The sequence below is a fragment of the Staphylococcus sp. Z5-21 genome (assembly GCF_056529615.1).
The window spans coordinates 301525-326961 of record NZ_CP096462.1; the positions used below are offsets into that span (position 1 = coordinate 301525).

A 25437-nucleotide genomic window follows, 5' to 3' on the forward strand; every position below is an offset into this window, starting at 1 on the left:
AAGTAGTATTTTTTTAAATTTCGATAATAAAATATATTTAAATTTCGATAATAAAATATATTTAAATTTCAAAAATAATGCGTGATATATGATTGAGATTAATATATAATAATGTATAATTGAGAATAAGATGAGAAAAGGGGAAAGATAAATGAAAAAATTAATATTTCCGTTGCTAGCACTGATGTTAATACTAGCGGCGTGTGGCAATAATTCAAGTGATGACGCTTCGAAAAAGGATAAAGAAGAAAAGACGTATACACAAGATTCAGGTAAAAAAGTAAAGATACCTAAAGACCCTAAACGTATCGTAGTGTTAGGTGCAACATATGCAGGTGGATTGAAAGAACTTGATGCAAATATCGTGGGTGTCGCAAACATTGTAGATGATAGTAAAGTGTTAAAAGACAAATTTAAAGATGTTGATAAAGTAGATGCTGAAAATGTTGAAAGTGTAGCGAAACTTAAACCAGATTTGATTATTACATACAACACTGACAAGAATTTGAAAAAATTAAATAAAGTTGCACCAACTATTGCTTTTGATTATATGAAACATGATTATAAAGAACAGCATAAAGAGTTAGGTAAAATCGTAGGTAAAGAAGATAAAGCAGAAGATTGGATTAAAGACTGGGAAGAAAAAACAAAAGATGATGGTAATGAAATTAAAGATGCCATCGGTGAAGATACAACTGTATCTATCATTAAAGATTTCGACAAAAAAATCTATGCATTAGGTAAAACATATGGTCACGGTAGTGAAATTCTATATGATTCATTTGGTTTGAAAATGCCTGAAAAAGTAGAAAAAGCGACTAAGAAAAATGATTTAGCTGATATATCTGAAGAACAAATTCCTGAAATGTCAGGAGATTATGTTGTTACACCAGTTGCCAAAGGTGCAGATTTATCATTCGAAAATAAAGATATTTGGAAAAATACAGAAGCGGTTAAAAATGGTAAAACATTTAAAGTGGATGAAGGTATCTACTGGTTAAATGATCCATATTCATTAGACTATGAACGTAAAGACTTAAAAGAAAAATTATTAAATCATTAGTCATTTAAAACAAATTAGTTAGTGAAGTAAACTTAAAACTGTCGCCAAAGTTGTTAAACTTTGCGGCAGTTTTTCTATTTGATTGAGTATGTCAATGTGTATCAATGGTCATTATTTTGATAACAGCGCTAAGATGATAAAGAAAGATGCATATGTCATAGTTTTTGAGCTAAACATTATAAGGTGACATCCTATATTAAGACAAAAAATGTATTTATAGAATTAATTAAATAAATGTTATCATTTACATAAATAAAATCACATTGTATTAAAACGATGCTTATATCTTTGGGAGGATACGATGAAAAAACAACAGAAAATTGATAATTGGGTACAGCTCACGAAATATGTAAACTATATCGATACGATGATTGAGAAAAAATTGAAGCAAGAATACAATTTGAGTTTAAAAGAGTTTTATGTGTTGTATGAGATTTACAAAGCTAAAGGGAAAAAATATAAAATTAATGATTTGATTAAAATTGTAGATTTAAGCCAAAGTGCAATGTCACGTTTAATTGTAAGAATAGAAAAGCCAACGAAAGCATTAGTAGTGAGACAAGAATGTCTTGAAGATCACCGGGCGATGTATATTTATTTAACTGAGGAAGGGCAGGACATTACTGAAAAAGCTTTGAACACGTATGAAAGTCTGATCTCAAAAGTGAGCTTTTCTAATATTCGTAAGCTTTCTCAAATAGATAGTATAGATTAATGGTGTATGTAAGCTATAACGATAGCTGTGTTGATAAATAAACAGCAGTATAAATATTTGGTTGAATGATAAAACGAGTGTTTTATAAATAAAAGGGCTAAAACACGTATGCATGTTTTAGCCCTTTTTATTCGTATTATTAAGATTGACGTTTTTTAGAATGCTTCACACCATATAGAAGGTAAATGAGCAACCCAATAATAAACCAGATGAGTGTGTATAATTTTGCTTCAGCACCTAAGCCCCAGAATACAACAACGACACTGACAAACGTGATGATTGGCATAACAGGGTAGAATGGCATTTTAAAAGCTGGCATCGGAATATCTTTTCCTTCTCTTGGGCGTAACCCAAAAATGCCAATGGAAACAAACATAAATGCGACCAAGGTTCCTGCAGAAATTAACTGCGCAAGGAAGGCGAATGGGAACATAGAGCCAATGATAACTGCAATCATGGTTAAAATAATTAATGAACGATTAGGTAAATTTTTCTTGTTTAGTTTACCTAACCAAGAAGGTAATAAACCATCACGACCAAAGGAATATAGTAGACGTGAGCCAGCTAACATCATTCCAATAAGGGCTGTGAACATACCAATAACAGAAATTGCTTGCACAATAGCTGCCACAACACCAAAACCACTTTGTCTTAAGGCCCAACCAACAGGTTCAGCATTATCAGCATAAGCTGAATAAGTAAACATACCTACAAGGACAAGTGATACTGCGACAAATAGAATGACAGCTATTGCTAATGACCCTAAGATACCGCGAGGCATTGTTTTTTGTGGATTAATTGCTTCAGCCGAATTTGCTGCAATTGAATCAAAACCAATATATGCTAAGAATATCATTGATACACCTGCATAAATACCTTGCCAACCACCAAAGGAACCTGTTTCAGTTACTTTATGTTCAGGTATAAATGGTACATAATTGCTTAAATCAATAGCGGTTAAACCTACTACGATAAATAGTAAAACAGCTAAAACTTTAATTACAACGAGTATATTTTCAATACGTGCTGCTGCCGAAACACCATATGACAAGAGACAAGCAGTAAGTAAAATGACCACAGCGGCAACGATATCAATGATGCCTCCATCTGTCCCTAATGTATTGGATAATGATTTGGGTAATTCAATCCCTAATGGTGAGACGAGACCACGTAAATTTGCCGAAAAACCAGAGGCAACAAAGGCGACAGCTATAAAGTATTCAGCTAACAATGCCCAACCGGCAACCCAACCGAATACCTCCCCAAATACGACATTAATCCAAGAATATGCTGAACCAGCAAACGGCATTGCCGATGACATTTCAGCATAAGCAAAAGATACGAGACCCGCTACAACTGCAGCTAATAAGAACGAAAGTGCAACTGCTGGCCCAGTATGCTGTGCTGCGACTACACCTGGTAATGTAAAAATAGAAGTTGAAACAATGGTACCAACACCTAAAGCAAGGAAATCTTTTACACGTAATGTTCTATTTAAATGTGCATCCTTCACTTGATAGACGGAAGGATCTTCTCTTTTTAAAATCTTATTAAAAAAACCTTTCATAATGAACCTCTCCCAATGAATACTATATCGTAAAACTTAATAACTAATTTATGATAATGTATATCATAGAACATATATATCTAAATATTCAGAAAAATATTATAAAAATATGTGTAAATATACACAAAAATACCACTTTTATGTGAACCTTTGTTAAGCAGTGTTTAATACCAGTAGATAATTACCTAGAAATTTTTAGAAAAGTGATAATAAAGCTAATTAACACATACTTTTAGCAGCGCATTAATATTTTCAAAAAGTATTTTTATTTAGCCTCATTATAATAGAATGCTCTGATGAAAAATAATTTATACATCCCGAAAGTTAGGCACATGGTCTTAACTTAAAGGATGTATTTTTATTTATATTAAAAACAGTGATTTATAGTTTTATTCAAGTGCAAATGGTAAGCTAATATTAAATTTGAGATTGAATGAAATAGGGGGGATTTATGATGAATATACAATCATCATGGCTTAATTTACCAGTAAAAGATTTAAAAGCGAGTGCGACTTTCTTTGAAAATATTGGGTTTACGATTAAAAAGAATGAAGCTGTTTTAGACAAAATGAGAGGTATTGAAACAGCAGATCGTAAAATCATTATGTTAATTGAGCAAGGTCAATTTGAAAAAGTGGCGCAACAATCTGATATAGGTAGACATGAAGCATTGGTTTCAGTTTCTGTAAAAGAGGCAGCAGAGGTAGATGACTTATTAAATCTTGTTGAAACAGCAGGTGGAAAAGTACTTCAACGTGGTACAAAACATGAAGGCTTTTATGGTGGTCTATTTAGCGATATTGATGGACACTTATTTAATATTATCGCAATGTAATTTAAACTATAACGTAAACATTTATATACAGTATTGAAGGGAGTATCAGTATGATAAAAGCAATTGCGGTAGATAAAGATGGTACATTTCTTAAATCTGACCATACCTATGACAAAGCATATTTTGATCGTTTATATCAAAAAATTGTACAGCAAAATATAAAATTTATCGTAGCTAGTGGTAATCAATATGCACAGTTACGCTCATTTTTTCCTGACAAGGTAGATAATATCACTTTTGTAGCAGAAAATGGCGCGGTAACTTATCAAAATGATGCATTGTTGACAGCACATTATTTTGACCAACAACTCATATTTGAAGTTTTAGAAATGATTCATCAAACGTATCATATCAGTGATGTTGTTTTAAGTGGTATACATTCAGCATATGTAAGTGATGAGAGTAGCGACGAATTCCTAAATTTTATACGAAATTATTACTATGATATCAAAAAAGTAGCTTCATTTAATGAAATCACAGAGGATCACTTTGTAAAAATAGCTTTACGGATTAAAGATGAAGACTTGGTTAAGCAAGTGACTAACGAAATAGAACAACGTTATAAAGGGAAGATACGTGCAGTGACAAGTGGAAATGACAGTGTGGATTTAATCTTACCTAGTGTGAATAAAGGCGTTGCAATCAAAGAATTGTTAAAAGAATGGGACATACAGCAGGACGAATTACTCGCGTTTGGTGATGCCAATAATGATTTAGAAATGCTCGGTTTAACCATACATAGTTATGCTATGGCAAATTGCAGTGATGAATTAGCAGCGATTGCAAAACATCGGGCACCGTCTAACGATGAATCAGGTGTTTTACAAGTGATTGAACGATATCTTCAACAATAGTGCATTTAATAATAAAACTCAATTTCAGTTATACCTGCCAATGAATAGAGGCGAGTTATAACTGAAATTGAGTTTTTATTTGCTAATTTACAATTAATACAGGTATGTCAACATTACTTGCAATTTTGTGTGTAACGTTACCAAGTATATTCTTGATATCAGATTTTTCACGCGTATTACTCATTACGATAATGTCATATGCATTTTCCTTCACTTCAGTCAAAATCGCTTGTTTAACATAACCTGCGCTAAATTTAACCGTGACAGTTAAATCGAGTGCTTCTAATTGTTGAATGAAAGGTGAGAGCACTTCGTTCTTCTCGTTTGCTAAATCTTCAAAATGCTTATTATCGTAACGTACCGACGTTTCAAGTTCACCTTCTGGAATAACATTAAATACTGTAACTTCAGCATTTTCAACGCCATTGGTTAAATTTTCCAATTCTTTAGGGACGTTATTGAACGAATTATCAAAGTCGTAAGCTAATAATATTTTCTTATACATGATAGCGCCTCCTTTTTATTCATATACCCTATTAAAAATAAAGTAATAATTTAATATTGATGATTAAGTGATTGCTTAAATAAATAGGATGACGCTTGTTAGCATAGCGTTATTTTACATCTAAACCGATAATTTCGTTAACATTGTTGTAGCCATTTGATTTAAGATAATGTGCTAATTGTTTATTCAATTTCTGAGTTAGTCCTGGACCTTCAAATACTAAAGCACTATAAATTTGAACTAGTGATGCACCTTGGCGCATCATTTTTATGACATCTTCTGCGTTGAAAATACCACCAGTTCCGATAATTAAAAATTGGCCATCTGTTTGTTTATAAGCATAAGAAATGAGTTTAAGATTACGCTCGAATAGTGGTTTGCCACTTAAACCGCCAGTTTCTTCACGATGATTTGAATGCAGTGCTTCACGTTGTTGTGTTGTGTTGGCTAGTATAATGCCATCAAAAGTTTGCGTAATTGGTGTTAACATTGCACCAAGACCATCTAAAGATAAATCAGAAGTTAATTTTATGAAAATAGGAACATTAAGGCTTTCTTTATGTTTATATGTCTGAATAGCTTTGCATAATTGCGAGAATTCATCTTTATCATGGAAGCTTTGTAAATTTTCTGTATTAGGTGAGCTGATGTTGACAGTAAAGAATGTGACGTCGTTTTTAAACGTATCAATCACTTTGATGTAGTCTTCATAACGCGCTTCATAAGGTGTGGATTTATTTACACCAACATTTAAACCGACTGGAATTTGATAACGATGCTTGCGTAAATAACTTAAAGCTTTATTCATACCTAAATTGTTAAATCCCATGCGGTTAATGAGTGCTTGATCTTCAACTAAACGATACATACGCGGTTTTGGATTACCTGGTTGTGGTTTAGGCGTTATACCACCAAGTTCAATTGATCCAAATCCTGCATTTTCTAAAGCTTTAGGAACTTCACAAGATTTGTCGAAGCCGGCTGCTAAACCAATAGGATTCGCAAAGTGAATGCCTTTGAGGTTTTGGTTTAATGAGTCGTTTTCGTAATGAAAGATTTTTTTAATTACAGGTAATAATTTTGGATGGTTTTGAACAAATTTAAGCGCGTCTATCGTCATTCCATGCGCTTTTTCAGGATCGAATTGAAATAACATTGGTTTGATGAGTTTATACATATAGTGATCGCTCCATTTATCAAATTTAATTAAAAATATTTATGTATATTAAGTTCAATATGTAAAAAAGCTGAATTGAAAATGATGTCTTTAATAGACTAGCATTTTACGGAATATATGCCTAGACCAAATAAAAATAATTAATAGAAGTTTCACAGAAATCATTGGGTAGTTTTGTATGATTAAGTAGATAAGAAAAAGGAAATAATCATATATAACTTAATTTTAAGAGATTAGTGGAGGGATGATTCATGAATCAAGCGTGGCAATCACAATTGCCTTTAAGTCATATTAAAAATATCGTTCCTGTAAGTGGTGGAGATGTTAATGATGCATTTCGTATTGATACGGATCAGGAAGATTATTTTCTACTAGTACAACGTAAGAGAAAGTCAACTTTTTTTGATGCCGAAATTGCAGGGCTCAATTTATTTGAAAAAGTCGGTATTACTGCACCGAGAGTCATTGATAGTGGAGAAATTGAAGATGACGCTTATTTACTATTAACTTATTTAGATGAAGGCGTGTCAGGTAGCCAAGAAGCATTAGGACAACTTGTGGCGCGTATGCATAGCGAGCAACAAGCAGATAATCAATTTGGTTTTGATTTACCTTATGAAGGTGGCGATATTTCATTTGATAATAGTTGGACGGATAGTTGGATTACCTTGTTTGTAGAAAAACGCTTAGATAAGCTCAAAGATAGATTGGTGCAACAAGGATTATGGGGAGACGCAGATGTCACTCAATATCAGGCAGTACGTCGTGTGATTGTAAATGAATTAGAAAGTCATAATAGCAAACCTTCGTTATTACATGGCGACTTATGGGGCGGTAATTACATGTTTTTAACAGATGGTTCACCAGCGCTATTCGATCCTGCACCATTATATGGGGATAGAGAATTTGATATAGGCATTACTTCAGTGTTTGGAGGATTTACGCAAGCATTTTATGACGCTTATCATAAGCACTATCCACTGAGTGAGGGAGCAGATGTGCGCTTAGAATTTTATAGATTGTATCTTTTAATGGTACATCTAGTTAAATTTGGTGAAATGTATGCAGGTAGTGTTGATCGTTCAATGCAAAAAATATTAAATCAATAAAATAAGGAAGTGGGATAGAAATCAAATTTTCTAATAGAGATTTCGTATGCCTATCTATGCAATCAAGGCAAGGATGACTCGGATAAAGGTTTGCATGAGCTAACGTTCATACATCAATCTCACTAGCATTTTTATGTGGCATAGCTAAGTTTCAGCTGATACATCAGAATGATTTGTGTCCATAAAAATGAAAACATCGTTTCTTTAAACAAGTGAGACGTTACATTTTCAATTCAGTCATCTACTGCCTAAACGAAAAAGAGCCTGAGGCATCTAATTATGTCTCAGGCTCTTATTCATAACAATCAAGTATCTCTAGATGATTCATTTAAATTAATCTATATCAAGTGTACCCATTTCTTCTCTTAATTGGTAAACTTTGTCTGGTGTCACGTCTTCACCTAAAGGATCGACTACTTTTAACGTTGAAAATGTATGGATTACTTGTCCACGTATCATTTTCAAATATTCTTGTCTCAAAGTTTGTTGTTCTTCTTTTTCTTCAATGCTTAACGTTTCTATTTTTTCTTTATTTGCAAGTTCATTAATTCTGTCTAGTAATGTCATTGTTTTTTTCCTCCTGTGATAAATGAGGTGGGAAGTGTGGAATAATATAATCGCCGACCTCAGTTAATAGTGATTTATATGGTCTATCATTAGATGTTAAATGCAACATTATATGATTTGTACCGATTTTTTCATATGATTTTAAAATGTTTAATAAAGTATTTCTACCTAAACGGTAGCCACCTTTAATTGGTTTAACGAGTTCATTAGGATTTAAAGATAAGTCGATAACTAATGGATGCATAAATGGTTTGAATACATCATTGTTATGCCATTCTTTTAATAAAGCTTTTTGTTTTTGAAATGGTTGTGGATAAAACATAAGGCCATCCATATTTTTCTTAATCCAGGAGAGTTCCTGTCGCGAATATCCTGTAGCAAACATGGGTATATGATTGTGTTTTGGCAATATTTGAAGACCTGAATCTTCATATAATTCAAATATTGAATTTGATATTTTTGGCGAATGTGATTGCCACAAATCATTCATTGCATAGATCGCATCCTGGAATTGCTTTGATAATTGCGTTTCTTTTATCTTGAAAGCTGGAAACTCAAATGGACGATCTCCTGTTGCTAAACCTAATAAAAATCGCTCGTCTGATATCAAGTCAAGAGAAGTTGCAGCTTTAGCTGTATGAATTGGATGACGCAATGTAGCAACAATACTAGATGTTCCGAGAGCGATTTTCGATGTTTTAGCGCTTAAATAAGATAAAAATACAAACGGATCGTAGTTTGTCGTTACATTACCTAAATGTGGACTATAAAGTGGATTATCTCTCACAAAAAGGCTTGTAAATCCAAGATTTTCAGCATACTGTGCTAAATCAACTTGATTTTCAAACGACAATGCGATGTTTTCAGAATTATCAAAAGGCAGCATTAAACCCAAAGTTAAATGGCCTTGTTGAAAAGTCCGTTTGAAACCATTGTGTTTTTGAATTGTTGTCACGTCTATCCCTCCTTAACTTGTATTTACAACACTTGATAACTAACTAACACTTGTTGTATAAATGCATTGTATACTGATTTGTTAACTAATGCAAACAACATGTTTATGCATATATTGTCTAAACAACAAAAATGAAATTGTGTTGTTTATTCACTAAAAAAGTCAGTTGAATTTAAATGATATTTATTATTTTAAAAGCTAAATTTCTAAAACGATAATACAATTATTTGATTATTATCCGAAAATTCATTAAATTGAAATAGAAAAAATTTTGATGGAGGTTGTTTATGCTTAAAAGAAAACTACGAGGTGGTCTCATATTCATAATAGCTTTATTATGTACTGTGATCTCGATAAATGGAAATACATATGCTGCAACGCAAACACATCAATCGACTGATCAGTCAGCTCAGTCTGAAGACGCTAAAGTCGGTACCAATCAAATTAAGACAAGAGTCGTCTTACCTAATGACGATAGAACACAAATAGAAAATACAACAAATGGTCATTATCAATCTGTTGGCTATATTAGTATTGGAGATAATATTGCGACGGGTGTTGTGATTGATAAAAATACAGTGTTAACTAATAAACACGTTGCCAACCTTTCTGAAGGGAATATGACTTTTTCACCAGCTGCCCAAAATGAAAATACGATGTCTTATGGTACATTTTCTGAAAAAGAAATTGAAGTGTACCCAGGAAATGAAGATTTAGCGCTTATACATTTAAATAAAAATAAAGATGGCCAATCAGTTGGAGATGTAGTTCAACCGGCGACTTTAAAAGATGCCTCAGCGGTAACAAAAGATATGTCGATTACCGTAACGGGTTATCCAGGAGATAAGTCCTTGGCTACAATGTGGGAGAGTAAGGGCCAAATACTGAATACGAACACTACTGAATTTGAATATAATGCGAGTACATTCGGAGGTAATTCTGGCTCTCCTGTATTTAACGAAAATAATGAAGTGATTGGTATACACCAAGGTGGTATTGAAGGGGAAAGTAATAGTGCCGTAGCTATGACAGATGATGTATTGAGCTTTATTAATAAGAATAAAAGTTAATAAAAGGTACAAGCATAAAATCCACGACAGAGACCTAATAAGTCCTGACGTGGATTTTTATTTTAAAATCTGTTTCATTAGAAAGGGTAGTGCACCCTCAATGTAATCATTTGCTGATAATTGACTACTATGAAACCAATGCTTAGCTGTACCGTATAACCCCCATGAAAGAAATCTCGCACTTGCCGCAAGAGATTCTCTTGTTTCATTTGGATGTTGTTGGACAAGCAATGTTAAAAAGATATCCTCTAACTCTTCTTTGACTCTTTTTTCAACAACTTGTCCATAGGCTTCGCTATTTAATTTACATTCATTATGTGTTTCTTGAATATAACTCGTAATTGTAATGAAGCTGGAAGATAATGTCGTTTCGTTAAGTTCTGAAGAAACATCTAATGCATCATTTAAATTTTTTAATACAGTTTCTGAGAGCGTATAATCCATAATGTCATATTTATCATAAAAATGAGCATAAAACGTAGCGCGATTTACCGTTGCACGTTCCGTAATGTCTTTAATTGTTATAGTTTGTAATTTTTTTTCTTTAGCAATTTCACGAAAGGCGTCCATCAACAACTTTTTAGTTCTGGTTACTCTTGGGTCAACATGTGTTGTAGTCATTGACCTCATACCTCCTCTAATTTATAAAACGATTATGTATTCAAACAAATTATCTTGCTTTCATAACGAGATGTCAATGTGAATGATTTGAACTGCATATATTACAAATTAAGGAATACGTTTAAAAACCTTACTATAAAACTTTGTCCCAAAATATTTTGTGATTTGAATTACAGTGTCATGTTATTGTTTTCCTTAATTATGCTGTTCATGAAACTATAGATGAAAATACCTAATGTAATTATGATGATCCCTATCATACTAACTGTGCTTGGAAGCGGTAAGCCCAAAAGGAGCATTTCACCAATTAATGTAAAAATGATTTCAGTCGCTTGTGTCGATTCGACTGCTGCAAGTTTTGCTTGGTTATGTTTTACCATATTGGTTGCATAGAAAAAGAGTGTCGTAGCTATTATCCCAGAGAATACGGCTACGATAAATGTCTGTAAAAGTTGATTAGAAGAAGGCGGACCGGACCTCAATACACCACATATAAATATAACCACCCATATAGGTAGTGTGACGAGCGTCATACCATAAATACGTTCAAGTGTATTTAATTGATTATCCACAAGAATCATCATCTTACGATTACCTAAAGGATAGCAAAAGGCACCTATAATTAAAGGAAGTACCGACATGATAAAAACTTGTATTTCAATATGAGAAACTTGAGGTATTTGGACAAGTACCACACCCAAGACCATAATGCTAGAGGTACCTACAGAGCGCCAAGAAATACGCTCTCTTACTTTTATTTGTTGATGATTTATTTGCACATATTCATAAAAAAATGGCGCGAGGAGTAGACCACAAATGATTGTTAATTGCCATGTTGCAGAGATAAGCCATCCGGGACTGTAATTAGCGACAAATGTAATTGGCATATAAAAAAATACAAATCCTAGGGTACTCCAAATCATCCATGGAACAAAATGCGTTTTAATATGATGATGTACTTTAGTTAGGTTCTTTTTAATGTATATAATTATAAAAAGTATGGGGAACATAAATAAAAAGCGTAATGAAGCACTAAATAGCCAATTGCCTTCATCTTTAGCCATTGCATGATTCAAGATAAATGTTACAGAAAAAAATAATGCACCAAGAATACCAATTAATATTGCACGCATACGATTCACCCTTTAACACTGTAATTGAAAATAATTAATATTTTTAATTTAACATTTATTTAAAAATTAGCAAAGCTAGTATGTTTGTAAATATATTTATAGGCAATAATAAGCGTAAAGCAATATGATTTCATTTGTGTTAAAAGTATTTTGATACTTATCATGAAAAAGTAGTATGATAAAAATGTGCAAATATTTCGAATAAGGGGTAGAAATAATGGCAGATAAATTAAAGAGAGAACTCAGTAATCGGCATATACAGTTAATTGCGATTGGAGGAGCCATTGGAACCGGATTGTTTTTAGGTGCTGGACAATCTATTCACTTAGCTGGACCATCCATTTTACTCACCTATATTATTGTTGGATTTGTGTTGTTTATGTTCATGAGGGCAATGGGAGAAATGTTATTGTCAAACACTGAATTTAATTCTTTTGCGGATATCACGCATGAATATGTAGGGCCGTTAGCTGGATTTATAACGGGATGGACATATTGGTTAACATGGATTATTTCAGGGATGGCAGAAGTGACAGCAGTAGCTAAATATGTATCCTTTTGGTATCCAGATATTCCAAACTGGTTAACAGCACTGGCATGTGTATTGTTACTTATGTCGTTTAATTTATTAAGTACGAAATTATTTGGCGAATTAGAATTTTGGTTTGCAATAATCAAAGTAGTAACTATTGTGGCATTGATTATTGTCGGCATTGTAATGATTATCATGGCTTATAAAACGCCATTTGGTCATGCTAGCGTATCAAATATCTATCGTCATGGTGGGGTGTTCCCTAATGGTATGTCTGGTTTCTTAATGTCGTTTCAAATGGCAATCTTTTCATTTGTCGGCATTGAGATGATTGGTATCACAGCCGGAGAAACAAAAAATCCTCATAAGACAATTCCTCAGGCGATTAATAATGTGCCGCTTAGGATTTTATTGTTTTACATTGGTGCGTTAGCAGTCATCATTTCTATTATACCTTGGAATGAACTAGATCCAGAAGGCAGTCCTTTTGTGAAAGTATTTGCATTAGTGGGGATACCATTTGCTGCAGGCATGATTAATTTTGTTGTGTTAACAGCTGCAGCGTCAGCGTGTAACAGTGGGATATTTGCTAATAGTAGAACACTATTCGGATTATCAGATAGAAAACAAGCACCACCGAAGCTTCAAGCAACAAACCGTAAAGGCGTACCAGTTGTCGCAATTCTTGTAACGTGTGCATTATTGTTATTTGCAGTATTATTGAATTATTTTATTCCAAATGCGACGACTGTATTTGTGTATATCAGTACAGTTTCTACAGTATTAAATATCTTTATTTGGACAATTATTATGATTGCCTATGTAAGGTACACCAAAGCACGTCCGGACTTACATAAACAAAGTAGATATAAAATGCCAGGCGGAAAAATTATGTCGATTTGTATTATTGCATTTTTCGTATTTATTTTCGGGGTATTATTTGTTAACCCAGAAACACGTATTGGGGTTATTTTAGCACCTTTATGGTTGATTGTACTTGCTTTAATGTATAGACAATACAAAAAGCATACAGCTGAGTAATGCGTGCTTTTAACATGAATACGCATAGGTTGTGAATTTTTATATTGGAGTGATTAAAATGAGTAAAAAAATAATTATGGATTGTGACCCGGGTCATGATGATGCAATCGCATTAATTTTAGCAGGAGCACAAAACAGTCCATTAGATATATTAGCTGTGACAACGGTAGCAGGGAATCAATCGGTAGAAAAAAATACCAAAAACGCTTTAAATGTATTAGAAGTGATGGGAAGAGATGATATTAGTGTCTCTGTTGGTGCTACGCGTCCACTTATTAAGCCAGCATCCTTTGCTTCACAAATACACGGCGATAGTGGGTTAGATGGTCCGAAACTGCCTGAAGTCCCAGCACTAAAACCAACGCAAAAACAAGCAGTCGATGTTATTATCGAAACATTGAAGCAAAGTAAGGAACCAGTCACGCTTGTTGCAACGGGTCCATTAACCAACATTGCTACGGCGCTGATTAAGGAACCAAATATCACACAACATATTGAATCTATTACAATTATGGGCGGTGGCACCTTCGGGAACTGGACTCCTACTGCAGAATTTAATATTTGGGTTGATGCAGAAGCGGCTAAGCGCGTCTTTGAATGTGGTGTGTGTATCAATGTGTTTGGTTTAGATGTGACGCATCAAGTATTAGCCACAGATCATGTTATCGATAGATTTAAACAGATTAAGAATCCAATTGCAAACTTTGTTGTAGAACTTCTAGAATTTTTCAAATCTACGTATAAAACGCACTTTGACATGGATGGTGGTCCAATACATGATGCTTGTACGGTACTTTATTTGATGCAACCTGATTTATTTACAATGCAACATACACATATCGATATAGAGCACCAGAGTCCATTGACATATGGCACGATGTCAGTAGATTTAAATGATATTATGAATAAAGAGAAAAATGCCTATTTTGCTACAGCGGTCGATGTAGCGAGTGTATGGACATTAATGGAAAATATGTTAGCAAGTTATGAGAAGCATACACATTAACAAGCAGACATTTATAAGCGGGAGTGGTACAGAAATCTGATTTTACTATAAAGATTTCATAGTGCTGCTCCTTTTTGCTACAACTAAAGTATGAGCGCTAATTCAAGCGAATTATTAGAGATTTATCACTATAAAAAGTATACTGAAAAGCCAATACTTAAAATGATTAAAAGGTGAATCAAATAGTGAAAAATATAATGAAGTGGATTGTCTTACTAATACTTATTATTGTTCCACTAACGTGGTTAATACTGAATATAAATGATATAAAAGAAAATATGAATGAAACATTTACTACACAAAATCAGGACGCAGACCAAGGTGAAAGTGAAGGTTCTTTTAGTAAGTTTTTCGATGGCAGTAGGGAAACAGAAAATTTTGGGGAATATAAATTTAGTGAATTTGATGGTAAACACTACGGCATCGATTATCATTTGCCTGAAGATACGCCAATCAAAGCGGCTGCTGATGGCAAAGTGACGCGAACATTCGATGATGATTTAGGTGGTAAAGTAATTCAGATAGCAGAGTCAAATGGTGAATATCATCAGTGGTATATGCATCTTAATGAATTTAAAGTAGAAGTAGGAGATGACGTTAAAGCAGGTGATACGATTGCACTGTCAGGTAATACCGGTGAACAAACGACTGGCGCACACTTGCATTTTCAACGTATGGAAGGTGGCGTTGGTAACGATTATGCGATAGACCCTAAAGATTATGTTGAAGATTTGCCAAATGGAGAAGAAAGTTTATTTGAAGTAGAGTAAATCGCTATATTAAATAAAAGAGATTCTAGAAGTTAGAGTTTTTCATACTATTAATACCAAACAACACAAGAAGTAATGAAAAATGGGGTTTATGAAAAAATAATAGCTTTTGAGATAACGTGAATAGGGCGAGACGATGAATTCAAATGATAATGTTTGATTTCATTGCCTCGCCCTAATTTTTATGGTCTTTTGGTATATCATAGATAGAATCGTATTGTAATAAATCTTGATGAATTGCTTCCCATAAATAGAATGCACCAATTGAAGCACAACCCTGCCATTGTTCCTTACAGATAGTGAGTTGTTTCTTTCTTTCGGCTTTGGTTGTTTGATATAACCATTGAGCAGCACGTTGCAATCCAACATCGTATATAGGTAATATATTTTTGCGCTGTAATGTAAATAGAAGAAAAACTTCGGCAGTCCATCTACCAATCCCTTTAATTTGAGTCAGTGCGTTAATAACACTATTGTCGTCCATTTTGTAGAGTTGTTCAAAATTCAATTGTCCATTGCGCACTGCAAATAGTACATTTTGGATATAGTTTATTTTTGATTGAGATAAACCTAACGCTTTCATTTCGGATTCTCTTAGTTGTGATAATTGATTTACCGTCCAGTGATCGTCAATGGCGATGGATAATTTTTGGAAAATAGACTGCGCTACAGCTACTGTAATTTGCTGTCCAATGATAGACCGGATAAGGGATTTTAACGGGTCTGGGCGCGTCTGGATCTGTAAATCTCCTATCTGGTTAATTAAATGCGCAAGTGTGGCATCTTGTTTAATTAGCGTTTGTACGCATGCATCTTGAACGGAAATTTGCCATGTATTCATAAATTACCTCTTAATTTAATAAGTCTTGAAGCACAACTGCTTGATTGTGCTGTTCATCTTTTGCTGCAAATAATAATATGACATCATGCTTAGTATTAGAAATGATAGATTTTAATTTTTCAAAGGCTTCTTTTTGTGATTCATTGTCACGTAATTCTTTGGCATATTTTTCTTTGAAAGCAGCATATAATTTGGGATCGTGATTGAACCATTTTCTTAATTCGGTAGTTGGCGCTAGCTCTTTTAACCAAAAATCTAAATTTGCGTCTTCTTTTGATATGCCTCTAGGCCAAACACGATCTACAAGTATACGCGTACCTTCGCTCTGATTATTTTCATAAATGCGTTGTATTTGAATTGTCATGCTACTGCCTCCCTGAAAATCATTTAGTATCAATCATATTATTACCGTTAAATGAAATTTGAAAACATAGTTATATTATAGAAGGAACAGGAATGGGTATATAAATAAAAAGGGAAATAGGAGTGATGATAATGTCTAAATTTGATCATATTCAACCACCTGACCATTTTCGATATAAAGAGGGTGAAGTGTTAATAAAAAATTATTATGAATTTACATGTGATAATAGAATTTATTTTACTCAAACTGTGCATAAAGATTTAGAAAACCAAACATATAAGTTCAACATAGAAATATTATCTAGCATTGATGCATATGGTCTAGCTATGGATTTTAATGAAGTAGATAAACTGTATGAAAGAGAAATAGCGCCTTATATTGATGGTCAACTTGTGAATGAAACATTGCCAGAGATGAATACAACAGCAGAAAATATTGCGATTTGGATTTGGCATCAATTTAATAAACACTTACCTGAAAATAATTCATTACAAAAGCTAGAATTTTTTGAAACGGATACACAGGGGTTAGTGTTAACAACAGAATTAATGGATAAATGAAAATGACGATATAAAAAGTGTGAGTAGAACAGAAATCAAAATTTCTAATAGAGATTTCTTAGTTCTACCGATGCAATTAAGGCAAGGATGATTAAGATAATGGTTTACCTGAGTTAAAGCTTATGCATCAGAACGACTCGTTTCCATAAATATGGAAAAAAATACTTTCTTTAAATAAGTGAGACTTCATATTTTCAATTCAACTATCTGCTAATGCCTAAATGTAAGCGAGTTTAGGACCACTATTTATGTCCTAGACTCGTTATTTTGATATATCTCATTTTAGAATATCGTTAAAATTGATTTGATATAAGATGCGATTTTTAGAAAGTCGAGTTCCTCCAATGTTTTGTGTTTGCTACTAAATGAAATCACCCCTGTGATGAATTTAGTAAAAGTGAAAAATAATATAAAATGAATATTCTGAAAATTAAGAAGATATGATATAGTAGTATTCTATTTCAGCTTAGGGGGAACTTCTATGATTAAAGTAAGTCCAAAACAATTTCTATATAATGTTCTGTCAGGTGTAGCAATTGCTATTGTTGCAGGTTTAATTCCTAATGCGATCTTGGGAGAATTATTTAAACTTTTTGCACCAAAATCTTCAGTATTTACAACTTTATTGCAAGTTGTGGAAAGTATTCAATTTACAGTTCCTTTATTAGTAGGTGCTTTAATTGCCATGCGTTTCAAACTAAGCCCATTAGCAACTGCAGTCGTAGCTAGCTCTGCATTTGTAGGAAGCGGCGCAGCACAATTCAAAGATGGCGTGTGGTTATTAGTTGGAGTTGGAGATTTAATTAATACAATGCTTACTGCAGCGATTGCAGTATTTTTAATATTATTAGTAGGAGAAAAATTTGGCAGTCTGACATTAATTATTTTACCTACCATTGTGGGGGTCATCGCAAGTGTAATTGGTGTATTTACCTTGCCATATATCCAAATGATTACAACAGGTATTGGGAACTTAGTAAATTCTTTTACTGAGTTGCAGCCAGTCCTTATGTCAATGCTCATTGCATTAGTGTTTAGCTTTATTATTATTTCACCAATTTCCACAGTTGCGACTGCTTTAGCTATTGGTATCAGTGGCTTAGCTGCAGGTTCAGCTTCACTAGGTATTGTTGCGTGTGAAGGTGCATTAGTAGCAGGCACACTTAAAATAAATAGAGCGGGTGTACCACTTACGATATTCTTAGGTGGCGTCAAAATGATGATTCCGAATATGGTCAGACATCCTATTATATTGTTACCTATTTTTACCAATGCGCTTATTACAGGTTTAGTTGGTGGGTTAATTGGTATTGGAGGTACAAAGGAATCAGCTGGTTTTGGTATTATCGGACTAGTTGGACCGATCAGTGCTTTTAGATTTATGGAACATTCAATAATATTGAATTTAGTTTTTGTGTTTATTGCATTTTTTGTCGTACCATTTGTTATGGGGTATTTAATTAATACGTTATATATGAAGATATTGAAAATATATGATAGAGAAATCTTCAAGTTCTTAGCGTAAGGTTACACAATTTGCTTAAAATGTGTGTCATGTTTTGTAATAAAGCATAAGGTTGTCGTTACATAAAAAAATATAAAATTATTAAAAAAGGCCACACATCAGTGGTCTTTTTTTAATTTAAACAAAAAAATTTGCAAGTTTTACTCCAAAATATAATTTTTTTGTCTTTTTGTTATTTTACAGTTATGTAACAAAAGTGTGATTTGTAATATTTCAGAATATATGATTTTCTTAAATGTAAATTTATTTAATCGCTTTATATCATATACTCATATAATATCCTTTTATCTATCAATAGTTATTTAGCATTACAAAATAAAACAAATATGTCCTAATGTTACAAAGTGGAATTTGATTTGTAACGTTTTGTTAAGGAAGTGTAATATAACTGAACGAAATTTATGGTATATTATTTGTGGCAAAAAGATAAGACATTAAATTTAAAAGATTTCAGCACATACGATAAATAATTTAACGAAAATATAATTTAATTTAAAAAGAAATTAATTGGAGGATTTTTTTTATTATGAAGAAAACAATTTTAGCATCATCATTAGCAGTAGCATTAGGTGTAACAGGATATGCAGCAACAGCTGATCACAATCAAGCGCATGCATCAGAAGAAAATATCGACCAAGCGCATTTAGCTGACTTAGCTCAAAACAACCCAGAGCAATTAAATGAAAAACCATTACACGCTGGTGCGTATAACTATGATTTCGTATTAGGTGGAAACGAATATACTTTCACTTCTGATGGCCAAACTTGGTCATGGAATTATACAACTGCAGGTGCTCAAAGTGCATCTTCTAACACTATCCAAGATGTAACTGCTCAAGCAACTACACACACTAACGAAACTTCAGCTAACGAAGTTCGTACACAACAACAATCAAGCAACACTGAAGTAGCAGCTGTTGAAGCGCCTAAAGCTTCATCTAACACAAACGTTCAAACTGCACAAACAAGTGCTGCAGTAAAAACTTATAAAGCTGCTCAAACTTCAGCTGCTTCAACTGGTGGATCAGTTAAAGCTCAATTCTTAGCTGCTGGTGGTTCAGAAGCTATGTGGAATTCAATCGTTTTACCTGAATCAAGTGGTAATCCAAACGCTGTTAACTCAGCTGGATACAGAGGTTTAGGTCAAACTAAAGAATCATGGGGTACTGGTTCAGTAGCTGATCAAACTAAAGGTATGTTAAACTACGCTAAACAGCGTTATGGTTCAGTAGACGCAGCGTTATCTTTCCGTGCTTCACACGGTTGGTGGTAGGATTTATAGCACTGAACACGCGGTTTGGTGGTATAAATATAAGAGCCTGAGACATAAATTAATGTCTTAGGTTCTTTTTCAATTAGGCAGTAGATGACTGGATTGAAAATACACTTATATCAAGCTTTTTTCAATCCTAGTCATCCTTGCCGGGGTAGGACTACGAAATCTCTATTAGAAAATTTGATTTCTGTCCTACTCCCTTTTTTTGCATTGACATGTTTGAATATTCTGATAAAATTAATAGTAATTTAAAAGCAAAACTTATCCAGAGAAGTTGAGGGAATTGGCCCTGTGAAGCTTCAGCAACAGACTTTGTAAAGAAGTACTGTGCTTCGTCCAACAAGTAACACTACTTGAAAGATAGGTGACATGTAAACTATATGCCACTTTCGTAGGTATATAGTTTTTTTTAGGAGGACTTTGATGGTGATTTCGGATAGATTAGCACAAGTACCAGATAGTTATTTTGCAAAAACGATGGGGCAGCCTGTTGAACATGGGCCGTTACCTTTAATTAATATGGCGGTAGGTATACCAGATGGAGAAACACCAACAGGGATTATTGATTGTTTTACAGATGCATTGCGAGAGCCAAATAATCAAAAGTATGTAGCATTTCATGGTAAAGAGACTTTTAAACAAGCGATTGTAGATTTTTATCAAAGGCAATATGATGTCGTGTTAGATAAAGACGATGAAGTCTGTATTTTGTACGGAACTAAAAATGGTTTGGTAGCTTTACCATCTTGTATTGTTAATCCTGGTGAAAATGTACTACTACCAGATCCAGGTTATACAGATTATAAGGCGGGTGTCTTATTAGCTGATGCACATCCACAACCGCTCGTATTAGAACCACCATATTACTTGCCTCAATGGGATAAAGTGGATAGGGATATATTGAAAAATACGCGATTAGTCTATTTAACGTATCCAAATAATCCTACTGGATCAGTAGCTACACAAGCTGTATTTGATGAGGCTGTAGCGCAATTTAAAGGTACAAAGACTAAAATAGTTCATGATTTTGCGTACAGTGCATTTGGGTTTGATCATAAAAATCCGAGTATTTTACTAACAGAAGGTGCAAAAGATTTAGCGATTGAAGTATTTTCATTATCTAAAGGATATAATATGTCCGGTTTTAGAGTTGGATTTGCAGTAGGCAATAAAGATATCATTCAAGCGTTGAAAAAATATCACACACACACGCATGCGGGTATGTTTGGTGCGTTACAAGATGCAGCGACCTATGCATTGAATCACTATGATGATTTCTTGGACGAACAAAGTAATATTTTCAAACAACGTAGGGATACTTTTGAAGCGAAGTTAAAGGAAGAAAATATTCCATTTGAACCGATGAAAGGTGGTATATTCTTGTGGCTAAAAACGCCGCCAAATTTTGACGGGGAATCATTTGTTGACTATTTATTACAAGAGCAATCCATACTTGTTGCACCGGGTATTCCGTTTGGTGAACATGGTAAAAACTATGTGCGTATATCATTAGCGCTTGATGATGAGCAATTGAAAGTAGCTGCCGAGAGAATCCAATCTCTGAGACATCTGTATGAATAACATTAATTTTAAAGGGGATGCTAACATGACGCGTATAAAACTTTTTGGCGTTAGAAATGAGGATAAAGCTTTCATTGAAGCTTGGTCTAATAAGCATAAAGTAGAAGTCGATTTAGATGAAGATTTATTAACATGTGAAACTGTCTCACGTGTAAAAGGATTTGATGGTGTGTCTATTTCGCAACAAATACCATTGGACGAAACCATTTATAAGCAATTACATGATTTTGGGATTAAACAAATTGCTCAACGTAGTGCTGGCTTTGATATTTATGATTTTGAATTGGCGGAAAAATATAATTTGATTATTAGTAATGTACCTTCTTATTCACCACATTCAATTGCGGAATATACTGTGTCACAAGCACTCAATCTAGTTCGTAATTATAATGACATTCAACAAAAAACTGCTGAATATGATTTTAGGTGGCAACCGGATATATTATCACGTTCTATTAGAGACTTGAAAGTTGCTGTCATTGGAACAGGTCGCATTGGTTCAATTGTTGCTAAGATATTTGCGCAAGGATTTGACGCTGAAGTAACGGCTTATGACATTGCACCTAATGATGATTATAGAAGCTTTTTAACTTATGCAAGTACCATCAATGAAGCAATCCAAAATGCAGATATCGTAACAGTACATATTCCAGCTAGTAAGGAAAATGATTATTTGTTTGATGAAACTTTATTCAATGAATTTAAACCAGGTTCTGTATTTATTAATTGTGCTCGAGGTACAATTGTGAAAACAAGCGCATTAATCGATGCTTTAGATCGAGGTTTGATAAAAGGTGCAGCATTAGATACGTATGAAGGTGAAAAAGGCTTGTTCCCTAGTGATCAACGTCATACAGCATTTAATGATGATATGTTAAAGCAATTGATTGAACGACCAGATGTCATTGTTTCACCACACATTGCATTTTATACAGATGCTGCTGTCGAAAATTTGATTGTTGATGCATTAGATGCAACGATGGAAGTCATAAAAACAGGTGACACACGTTTAAGAGTAAATTAAATACATAAAAGAAGGGGCGCTTAAATGACTAAGCGTCCCTTCTTTTATATTTATTTAACATCGTAACCTTGGTCTTCTATTGCGTCTTTCATTTGAGGCATTGTAACTTTGTCAACGTCAAAATCTACTTTAACATTACCGGCTTCTAGACTAACGTCAGCTGTTGATACACCATCAAGCTCAGTTAATGCAGTTTCTACAGCATGTTTGCAATGATCACAGCTCATGCCTTCTACTTGAATTGTTTCTGTAGCCATATAAATCACCTCCTCATAAAGTCGTATGATTGTACTATATATCATTTATAATTTCATACGTTTTAATCTTAACGCATTTGTTACTACACTAACAGAACTTAGAGCCATGGCTGCGCCAGCAATCCATGGTGCGAGCAAACCAAGTGCGGCGATAGGTATACCTGCAACATTATAACCAAATGCCCAGAATAAGTTTTGGCGAATATTGCGTATGGTTGCTTTACTTGCCTTAATGGCTTTAGGTATTAATAATAAGTCACCGCCTAGAATTGTAACATCTGCGGCTTCAATAGCGACTTCTGTGCCAGTACCAATAGCAATACCAATATCGGCTTGTACGAGTGCTGGTGCATCGTTAACGCCGTCACCCACCATCGCAATGGTTTTATCTTGGGTTTGGAGTGATTTGATTTTTGCTGCTTTTTCTTCTGGTAATACTTGGGCAATGATTGTATCGATACCAACTTCATTGGCAATAGCTTGTGCTGTACGTTCATTGTCACCGGTTAACATGACGACTTTAATATTGAGATCATGTAATTGTTTAATTGCAGCAGCAGTTGAGTCTTTGACTGTATCTGCAACGGCAACCATCCCTCTATATTCTTGATTGATTGCAATTAACATAGCTGTTTTACCAGATTTTTCAAATTGAGTCATAGTGTCTTCTGAATCTTTTATATCGACATTTTCGTCGTTCATAAATTGACGGTTACCAACAATTAAATTTTTGCCAGATATATTTGCTTTAATACCGCGCCCAGGTACCGCTTCGAAATCAGTTGTATCTAATAGTTTAATATTCATCGTTTGGGCATAATTAACAATGGCATCTGCTAAAGGATGCTCTGAACCTTTTTCTGCGCTAGCTAATAATTGCAAAGCTTCTTCATCGCCATCAAAGTCAGTGACTACTGGTTTCCCATTCGTTATCGTACCTGTTTTATCAAGTACGACGGTATCGATTTGATGGGTACGTTCAATGTGTTCGCCACCTTTAAATAAAATACCGTTTTCTGCAGCTTTTCCAGTTCCTACCATGATTGATGTAGGTGTTGCTAAGCCAAGTGCACAAGGACACGCAATGACGAGTACTGCAATTGCGGCAACTAATGCGGGTTCAAATTGACCTTGTTGAACGAATGCAATCCATATAATAAAAGTGAGTACTGCGATACCAACGACGATAGGTACAAAGTAACCTGAAATAACATCGGCTAGACGTTGTATCGGTGCTTTCGAACCTTGTGCTTCTTCAACAACTTTAATAATAGACGCGAGGGCAGTATCTTTTCCTACCTTCGTAGCTTTAACAGTGATAGAACCATTTTTATTCATAGTTGAACCGATAACGTTATCATCTTGCACTTTTTCAACTGGCATGGATTCACCAGTTAGCATCGATTCATCAATAGACGTTTTTCCTTTAATGATTTTACCATCTACAGGTATTTTTTCACCAGGTTTAACAATTAAATAATCGCCTTCAACCACATCGTTTAGCGGTATCATCTGTTCTTTATTGTCCCGCAAAACACGCGCTTCTTTGGCTTGAAGATTCAATAGTTCACTTAATGCATTTGTCGTTTGTGTTTTTGCACGAGTTTCTAAATATTTACCAAATAGAATAAGTGTAATTAATACGGCACTTGTTTCGAAATATAAATGAGGCATCACATTAGCATTGAATAGCCATTTGACCATTTCGTATAAACTGTAGAAATAGGCGGCACTTGTACCTAGTGCAACGAGTACGTCCATATTTGCTGAGCCATTTCTTAAGTTTTTGTAAGCTCCAACATAAAATTGCCATCCGATAATAAATTGAACCGGTGTTGCCAATATAAATTGGAACCAAGGATTCATAAAAATAGATGGAATTTGTATACTGAAAAGATGTACAAGCATTGTTAGCAAGAGTGGCGCGGCCAACACTGCAGAAATGATTAATTTAATTAATTTGCTTCTTAATTCTAATTCTTTTTGAGAACTTTTTTCGGCAACCTCTTTTTTGGGTTGTGCATCGTAACCTATTTTTTGTATTTTTTTAATTAATGCATCAACAGACGTTGTACTAGGATTATAGGAAATCGTAGCATTTTCAGTTGTTAAATTGACTGTTGCTTGATCTACACCATCTGTACGATTCAATACTTTTTCAATTCGGTTAGAACATGCTGCACACGTCATGCCAATAACATCTAACTCAGCTGTTTCATTTAACACACCATAACCTGTTTTTTCTATGGTTTTTGTTAAATCATCTGCGGATGTTGATTCTGGGTTGTAAGATATTGTAGCTTTTTCAGTTGTAACATTCACATTTGCTTCTACATCATCTAATTTATTTAAGTTTTTCTCAATGCGATTGGCACAGGCAGCACATGTCATTCCAGTAATGCCAATGGTCGTCTTTTTCTGTTCAGTCATATGCTGTGACCTCCTTATAGTTAAAATAAAATGTCTGGATACATACGATTAAGTCATTT

Annotated in this window: 25 protein-coding genes and 1 riboswitch; of the genes, 14 read left to right on the forward strand and 11 right to left on the reverse strand. The window is 34.0% G+C overall.

Annotation, left to right across the window (positions count from 1 at the left end; genetic code table 11):
• Window positions 1-151: 151 nt before the first annotated feature.
• Both M1D64_RS01370 and M1D64_RS01375 read left to right on the forward strand, forming a co-directional pair.
• Window positions 152-1063: an ABC transporter substrate-binding protein gene (locus tag M1D64_RS01370; protein WP_037537566.1), complete on the forward strand. Its 912-nt coding sequence runs from the start codon at window positions 152-154 to the stop codon at window positions 1061-1063.
• 301 nt (window positions 1064-1364) lie between these two features.
• On the forward strand, window positions 1365-1778 hold the full coding sequence (locus tag M1D64_RS01375; protein WP_002482229.1) for a MarR family winged helix-turn-helix transcriptional regulator: 414 nt from the start codon (window positions 1365-1367) through the stop codon (window positions 1776-1778).
• Between the two features lie 139 nt (window positions 1779-1917).
• Here M1D64_RS01375 and M1D64_RS01380 read toward each other — a convergent pair whose 3' ends face one another.
• On the reverse strand, window positions 1918-3345 hold the full coding sequence (locus M1D64_RS01380) for an APC family permease (protein WP_069821627.1): 1428 nt from the start codon (window positions 3343-3345) through the stop codon (window positions 1918-1920).
• 454 nt (window positions 3346-3799) lie between these two features.
• Between M1D64_RS01380 and M1D64_RS01385 the strand changes: the two genes are divergently transcribed.
• Window positions 3800-4180, forward strand: coding sequence for a VOC family protein (locus M1D64_RS01385; protein WP_069821626.1), 381 nt, complete (start codon window positions 3800-3802; stop codon window positions 4178-4180).
• A gap of 50 nt (window positions 4181-4230) precedes the next feature.
• Window positions 4231-5034, forward strand: coding sequence for a Cof-type HAD-IIB family hydrolase (locus M1D64_RS01390; RefSeq protein ID WP_002482232.1), 804 nt, complete (start codon window positions 4231-4233; stop codon window positions 5032-5034).
• 82 nt (window positions 5035-5116) lie between these two features.
• Here the strand turns inward: M1D64_RS01390 and M1D64_RS01395 are convergent, their stop codons facing one another.
• On the reverse strand, window positions 5117-5539 hold the full coding sequence (locus M1D64_RS01395) for a universal stress protein (protein WP_002482233.1): 423 nt from the start codon (window positions 5537-5539) through the stop codon (window positions 5117-5119).
• A 109-nt stretch (window positions 5540-5648) separates the two neighbouring features.
• Window positions 5649-6716 carry a quinone-dependent dihydroorotate dehydrogenase gene (locus M1D64_RS01400; RefSeq protein ID WP_069821624.1) on the reverse strand — a complete coding sequence of 356 codons (1068 nt, stop codon included), beginning with the start codon at window positions 6714-6716 and terminating at the stop codon, window positions 5649-5651.
• A 251-nt stretch (window positions 6717-6967) separates the two neighbouring features.
• Between M1D64_RS01400 and M1D64_RS01405 the strand changes: the two genes are divergently transcribed.
• The gene (locus M1D64_RS01405) at window positions 6968-7825 is read left to right on the forward strand and encodes a fructosamine kinase family protein (RefSeq protein ID WP_069826131.1); all 858 of its coding nucleotides are present in this window, start codon (window positions 6968-6970) and stop codon (window positions 7823-7825) included.
• A 333-nt stretch (window positions 7826-8158) separates the two neighbouring features.
• On the opposite strand, the gene M1D64_RS01410 is transcribed toward M1D64_RS01405, so the two are convergent.
• Both M1D64_RS01410 and M1D64_RS01415 read right to left on the reverse strand, forming a co-directional pair.
• Complete coding sequence (locus tag M1D64_RS01410) at window positions 8159-8392, reverse strand: DUF896 domain-containing protein (RefSeq protein ID WP_002482236.1); 234 nt, start codon at window positions 8390-8392, stop codon at window positions 8159-8161.
• Window positions 8370-9347, reverse strand: coding sequence for an LLM class oxidoreductase (locus M1D64_RS01415; protein ID WP_002482237.1), 978 nt, complete (start codon window positions 9345-9347; stop codon window positions 8370-8372). Before M1D64_RS01415 ends, M1D64_RS01410 begins: the two co-directional genes overlap by 23 nt.
• Window positions 9348-9634: 287 nt before the next feature.
• Here M1D64_RS01415 and M1D64_RS01420 point away from each other — a divergent pair, with 287 nt between their 5' ends.
• A complete protein-coding gene (locus M1D64_RS01420; protein WP_037537573.1) occupies window positions 9635-10417 on the forward strand; it encodes a trypsin-like serine peptidase in 783 nt (260 codons plus the stop codon).
• Between the two features lie 57 nt (window positions 10418-10474).
• On the opposite strand, the gene M1D64_RS01425 is transcribed toward M1D64_RS01420, so the two are convergent.
• Window positions 10475-11038, reverse strand: a complete 564-nt coding sequence (locus M1D64_RS01425) for a TetR/AcrR family transcriptional regulator (RefSeq protein ID WP_011302267.1) — start codon at window positions 11036-11038, stop codon at window positions 10475-10477.
• Between the two features lie 170 nt (window positions 11039-11208).
• Complete coding sequence (locus tag M1D64_RS01430; protein ID WP_069821623.1) at window positions 11209-12171, reverse strand: DMT family transporter; 963 nt, start codon at window positions 12169-12171, stop codon at window positions 11209-11211.
• 217 nt (window positions 12172-12388) lie between these two features.
• Here M1D64_RS01430 and M1D64_RS01435 point away from each other — a divergent pair, with 217 nt between their 5' ends.
• The 3 genes from M1D64_RS01435 (at window position 12389) to M1D64_RS01445 (ending at window position 15520) form a co-directional block, all read left to right on the forward strand.
• The gene (locus M1D64_RS01435) at window positions 12389-13744 is read left to right on the forward strand and encodes an amino acid permease (RefSeq protein WP_002482241.1); all 1356 of its coding nucleotides are present in this window, start codon (window positions 12389-12391) and stop codon (window positions 13742-13744) included.
• Between the two features lie 58 nt (window positions 13745-13802).
• Window positions 13803-14750, forward strand: coding sequence for a nucleoside hydrolase (locus M1D64_RS01440; protein WP_041079403.1), 948 nt, complete (start codon window positions 13803-13805; stop codon window positions 14748-14750).
• Between the two features lie 197 nt (window positions 14751-14947).
• On the forward strand, window positions 14948-15520 hold the full coding sequence (locus tag M1D64_RS01445) for a M23 family metallopeptidase (protein WP_232010394.1): 573 nt from the start codon (window positions 14948-14950) through the stop codon (window positions 15518-15520).
• Between the two features lie 175 nt (window positions 15521-15695).
• Here M1D64_RS01445 and M1D64_RS01450 read toward each other — a convergent pair whose 3' ends face one another.
• Both M1D64_RS01450 and M1D64_RS01455 read right to left on the reverse strand, forming a co-directional pair.
• On the reverse strand, window positions 15696-16361 hold the full coding sequence (locus M1D64_RS01450) for a DNA-3-methyladenine glycosylase family protein (protein ID WP_002482244.1): 666 nt from the start codon (window positions 16359-16361) through the stop codon (window positions 15696-15698).
• A gap of 10 nt (window positions 16362-16371) precedes the next feature.
• Complete coding sequence (locus tag M1D64_RS01455) at window positions 16372-16725, reverse strand: DUF488 domain-containing protein (protein ID WP_041079401.1); 354 nt, start codon at window positions 16723-16725, stop codon at window positions 16372-16374.
• A 131-nt stretch (window positions 16726-16856) separates the two neighbouring features.
• On the opposite strand from M1D64_RS01455, the gene M1D64_RS01460 reads away from it, so the two are divergent.
• The 5 genes from M1D64_RS01460 to M1D64_RS01480 all read left to right on the forward strand — a co-directional run bounded on the left by M1D64_RS01460 (window position 16857) and on the right by M1D64_RS01480 (window position 22691).
• On the forward strand, window positions 16857-17285 hold the full coding sequence (locus tag M1D64_RS01460) for a 6-pyruvoyl trahydropterin synthase family protein (protein WP_011302275.1): 429 nt from the start codon (window positions 16857-16859) through the stop codon (window positions 17283-17285).
• Between the two features lie 481 nt (window positions 17286-17766).
• Window positions 17767-18810, forward strand: coding sequence for a PTS sugar transporter subunit IIC (locus M1D64_RS01465; RefSeq protein WP_041079398.1), 1044 nt, complete (start codon window positions 17767-17769; stop codon window positions 18808-18810).
• A gap of 526 nt (window positions 18811-19336) precedes the next feature.
• Window positions 19337-20083, forward strand: coding sequence for an aggregation-promoting factor C-terminal-like domain-containing protein (locus M1D64_RS01470; protein WP_041079396.1), 747 nt, complete (start codon window positions 19337-19339; stop codon window positions 20081-20083).
• Window positions 20084-20344: 261 nt separating this feature from the next.
• A riboswitch (SAM riboswitch) is annotated at window positions 20345-20453 on the forward strand.
• A gap of 56 nt (window positions 20454-20509) precedes the next feature.
• Window positions 20510-21667 carry an aminotransferase class I/II-fold pyridoxal phosphate-dependent enzyme gene (locus M1D64_RS01475; protein WP_480977535.1) on the forward strand — a complete coding sequence of 386 codons (1158 nt, stop codon included), beginning with the start codon at window positions 20510-20512 and terminating at the stop codon, window positions 21665-21667.
• A gap of 25 nt (window positions 21668-21692) precedes the next feature.
• Window positions 21693-22691, forward strand: a complete 999-nt coding sequence (locus tag M1D64_RS01480; RefSeq protein ID WP_011302279.1) for a D-lactate dehydrogenase — start codon at window positions 21693-21695, stop codon at window positions 22689-22691.
• 50 nt (window positions 22692-22741) lie between these two features.
• On the opposite strand, the gene copZ is transcribed toward M1D64_RS01480, so the two are convergent.
• Together copZ and M1D64_RS01490 are read right to left on the reverse strand one after the other, a co-directional pair.
• Window positions 22742-22948 (reverse strand): copper chaperone CopZ, encoded by a 207-nt coding sequence (gene copZ / locus M1D64_RS01485; RefSeq protein ID WP_002482251.1) that lies wholly within the window; start codon window positions 22946-22948, stop codon window positions 22742-22744.
• 45 nt (window positions 22949-22993) lie between these two features.
• Window positions 22994-25378 carry a heavy metal translocating P-type ATPase gene (locus M1D64_RS01490; RefSeq protein ID WP_002482252.1) on the reverse strand — a complete coding sequence of 795 codons (2385 nt, stop codon included), beginning with the start codon at window positions 25376-25378 and terminating at the stop codon, window positions 22994-22996.
• Window positions 25379-25437: the final 59 nt, after the last annotated feature.

Bases quoted from the DNA above. Each gene is read 5' to 3' on its own strand.
- M1D64_RS01410 (WP_002482236.1), bottom strand. From the start codon at position 8,392: ATGACATTACTAGACAGAATTAATGAACTTGCAAATAAAGAAAAAATA.
- M1D64_RS01445 (WP_232010394.1), top strand. From the start codon at position 14,948: ATGAAGTGGATTGTCTTACTAATACTTATTATTGTTCCACTAACGTGG.
- M1D64_RS01450 (WP_002482244.1), bottom strand. From the start codon at position 16,361: ATGAATACATGGCAAATTTCCGTTCAAGATGCATGCGTACAAACGCTA.
- M1D64_RS01425 (WP_011302267.1), bottom strand. From the start codon at position 11,038: ATGACTACAACACATGTTGACCCAAGAGTAACCAGAACTAAAAAGTTG.
- M1D64_RS01460 (WP_011302275.1), top strand. From the start codon at position 16,857: ATGTCTAAATTTGATCATATTCAACCACCTGACCATTTTCGATATAAA.
- M1D64_RS01385 (WP_069821626.1), top strand. From the start codon at position 3,800: ATGAATATACAATCATCATGGCTTAATTTACCAGTAAAAGATTTAAAA.
- M1D64_RS01375 (WP_002482229.1), top strand. From the start codon at position 1,365: ATGAAAAAACAACAGAAAATTGATAATTGGGTACAGCTCACGAAATAT.
- M1D64_RS01395 (WP_002482233.1), bottom strand. From the start codon at position 5,539: ATGTATAAGAAAATATTATTAGCTTACGACTTTGATAATTCGTTCAAT.
- M1D64_RS01470 (WP_041079396.1), top strand. From the start codon at position 19,337: ATGAAGAAAACAATTTTAGCATCATCATTAGCAGTAGCATTAGGTGTA.
- M1D64_RS01465 (WP_041079398.1), top strand. From the start codon at position 17,767: ATGATTAAAGTAAGTCCAAAACAATTTCTATATAATGTTCTGTCAGGT.
- M1D64_RS01475 (WP_480977535.1), top strand. From the start codon at position 20,510: ATGGTGATTTCGGATAGATTAGCACAAGTACCAGATAGTTATTTTGCA.
- copZ (WP_002482251.1), bottom strand. From the start codon at position 22,948: ATGGCTACAGAAACAATTCAAGTAGAAGGCATGAGCTGTGATCATTGC.
- M1D64_RS01370 (WP_037537566.1), top strand. From the start codon at position 152: ATGAAAAAATTAATATTTCCGTTGCTAGCACTGATGTTAATACTAGCG.
- M1D64_RS01400 (WP_069821624.1), bottom strand. From the start codon at position 6,716: ATGTATAAACTCATCAAACCAATGTTATTTCAATTCGATCCTGAAAAA.
- M1D64_RS01440 (WP_041079403.1), top strand. From the start codon at position 13,803: ATGAGTAAAAAAATAATTATGGATTGTGACCCGGGTCATGATGATGCA.
- M1D64_RS01435 (WP_002482241.1), top strand. From the start codon at position 12,389: ATGGCAGATAAATTAAAGAGAGAACTCAGTAATCGGCATATACAGTTA.
- M1D64_RS01405 (WP_069826131.1), top strand. From the start codon at position 6,968: ATGAATCAAGCGTGGCAATCACAATTGCCTTTAAGTCATATTAAAAAT.
- M1D64_RS01430 (WP_069821623.1), bottom strand. From the start codon at position 12,171: ATGCGTGCAATATTAATTGGTATTCTTGGTGCATTATTTTTTTCTGTA.
- M1D64_RS01380 (WP_069821627.1), bottom strand. From the start codon at position 3,345: ATGAAAGGTTTTTTTAATAAGATTTTAAAAAGAGAAGATCCTTCCGTC.
- M1D64_RS01490 (WP_002482252.1), bottom strand. From the start codon at position 25,378: ATGACTGAACAGAAAAAGACGACCATTGGCATTACTGGAATGACATGT.
- M1D64_RS01455 (WP_041079401.1), bottom strand. From the start codon at position 16,725: ATGACAATTCAAATACAACGCATTTATGAAAATAATCAGAGCGAAGGT.
- M1D64_RS01390 (WP_002482232.1), top strand. From the start codon at position 4,231: ATGATAAAAGCAATTGCGGTAGATAAAGATGGTACATTTCTTAAATCT.
- M1D64_RS01420 (WP_037537573.1), top strand. From the start codon at position 9,635: ATGCTTAAAAGAAAACTACGAGGTGGTCTCATATTCATAATAGCTTTA.
- M1D64_RS01480 (WP_011302279.1), top strand. From the start codon at position 21,693: ATGACGCGTATAAAACTTTTTGGCGTTAGAAATGAGGATAAAGCTTTC.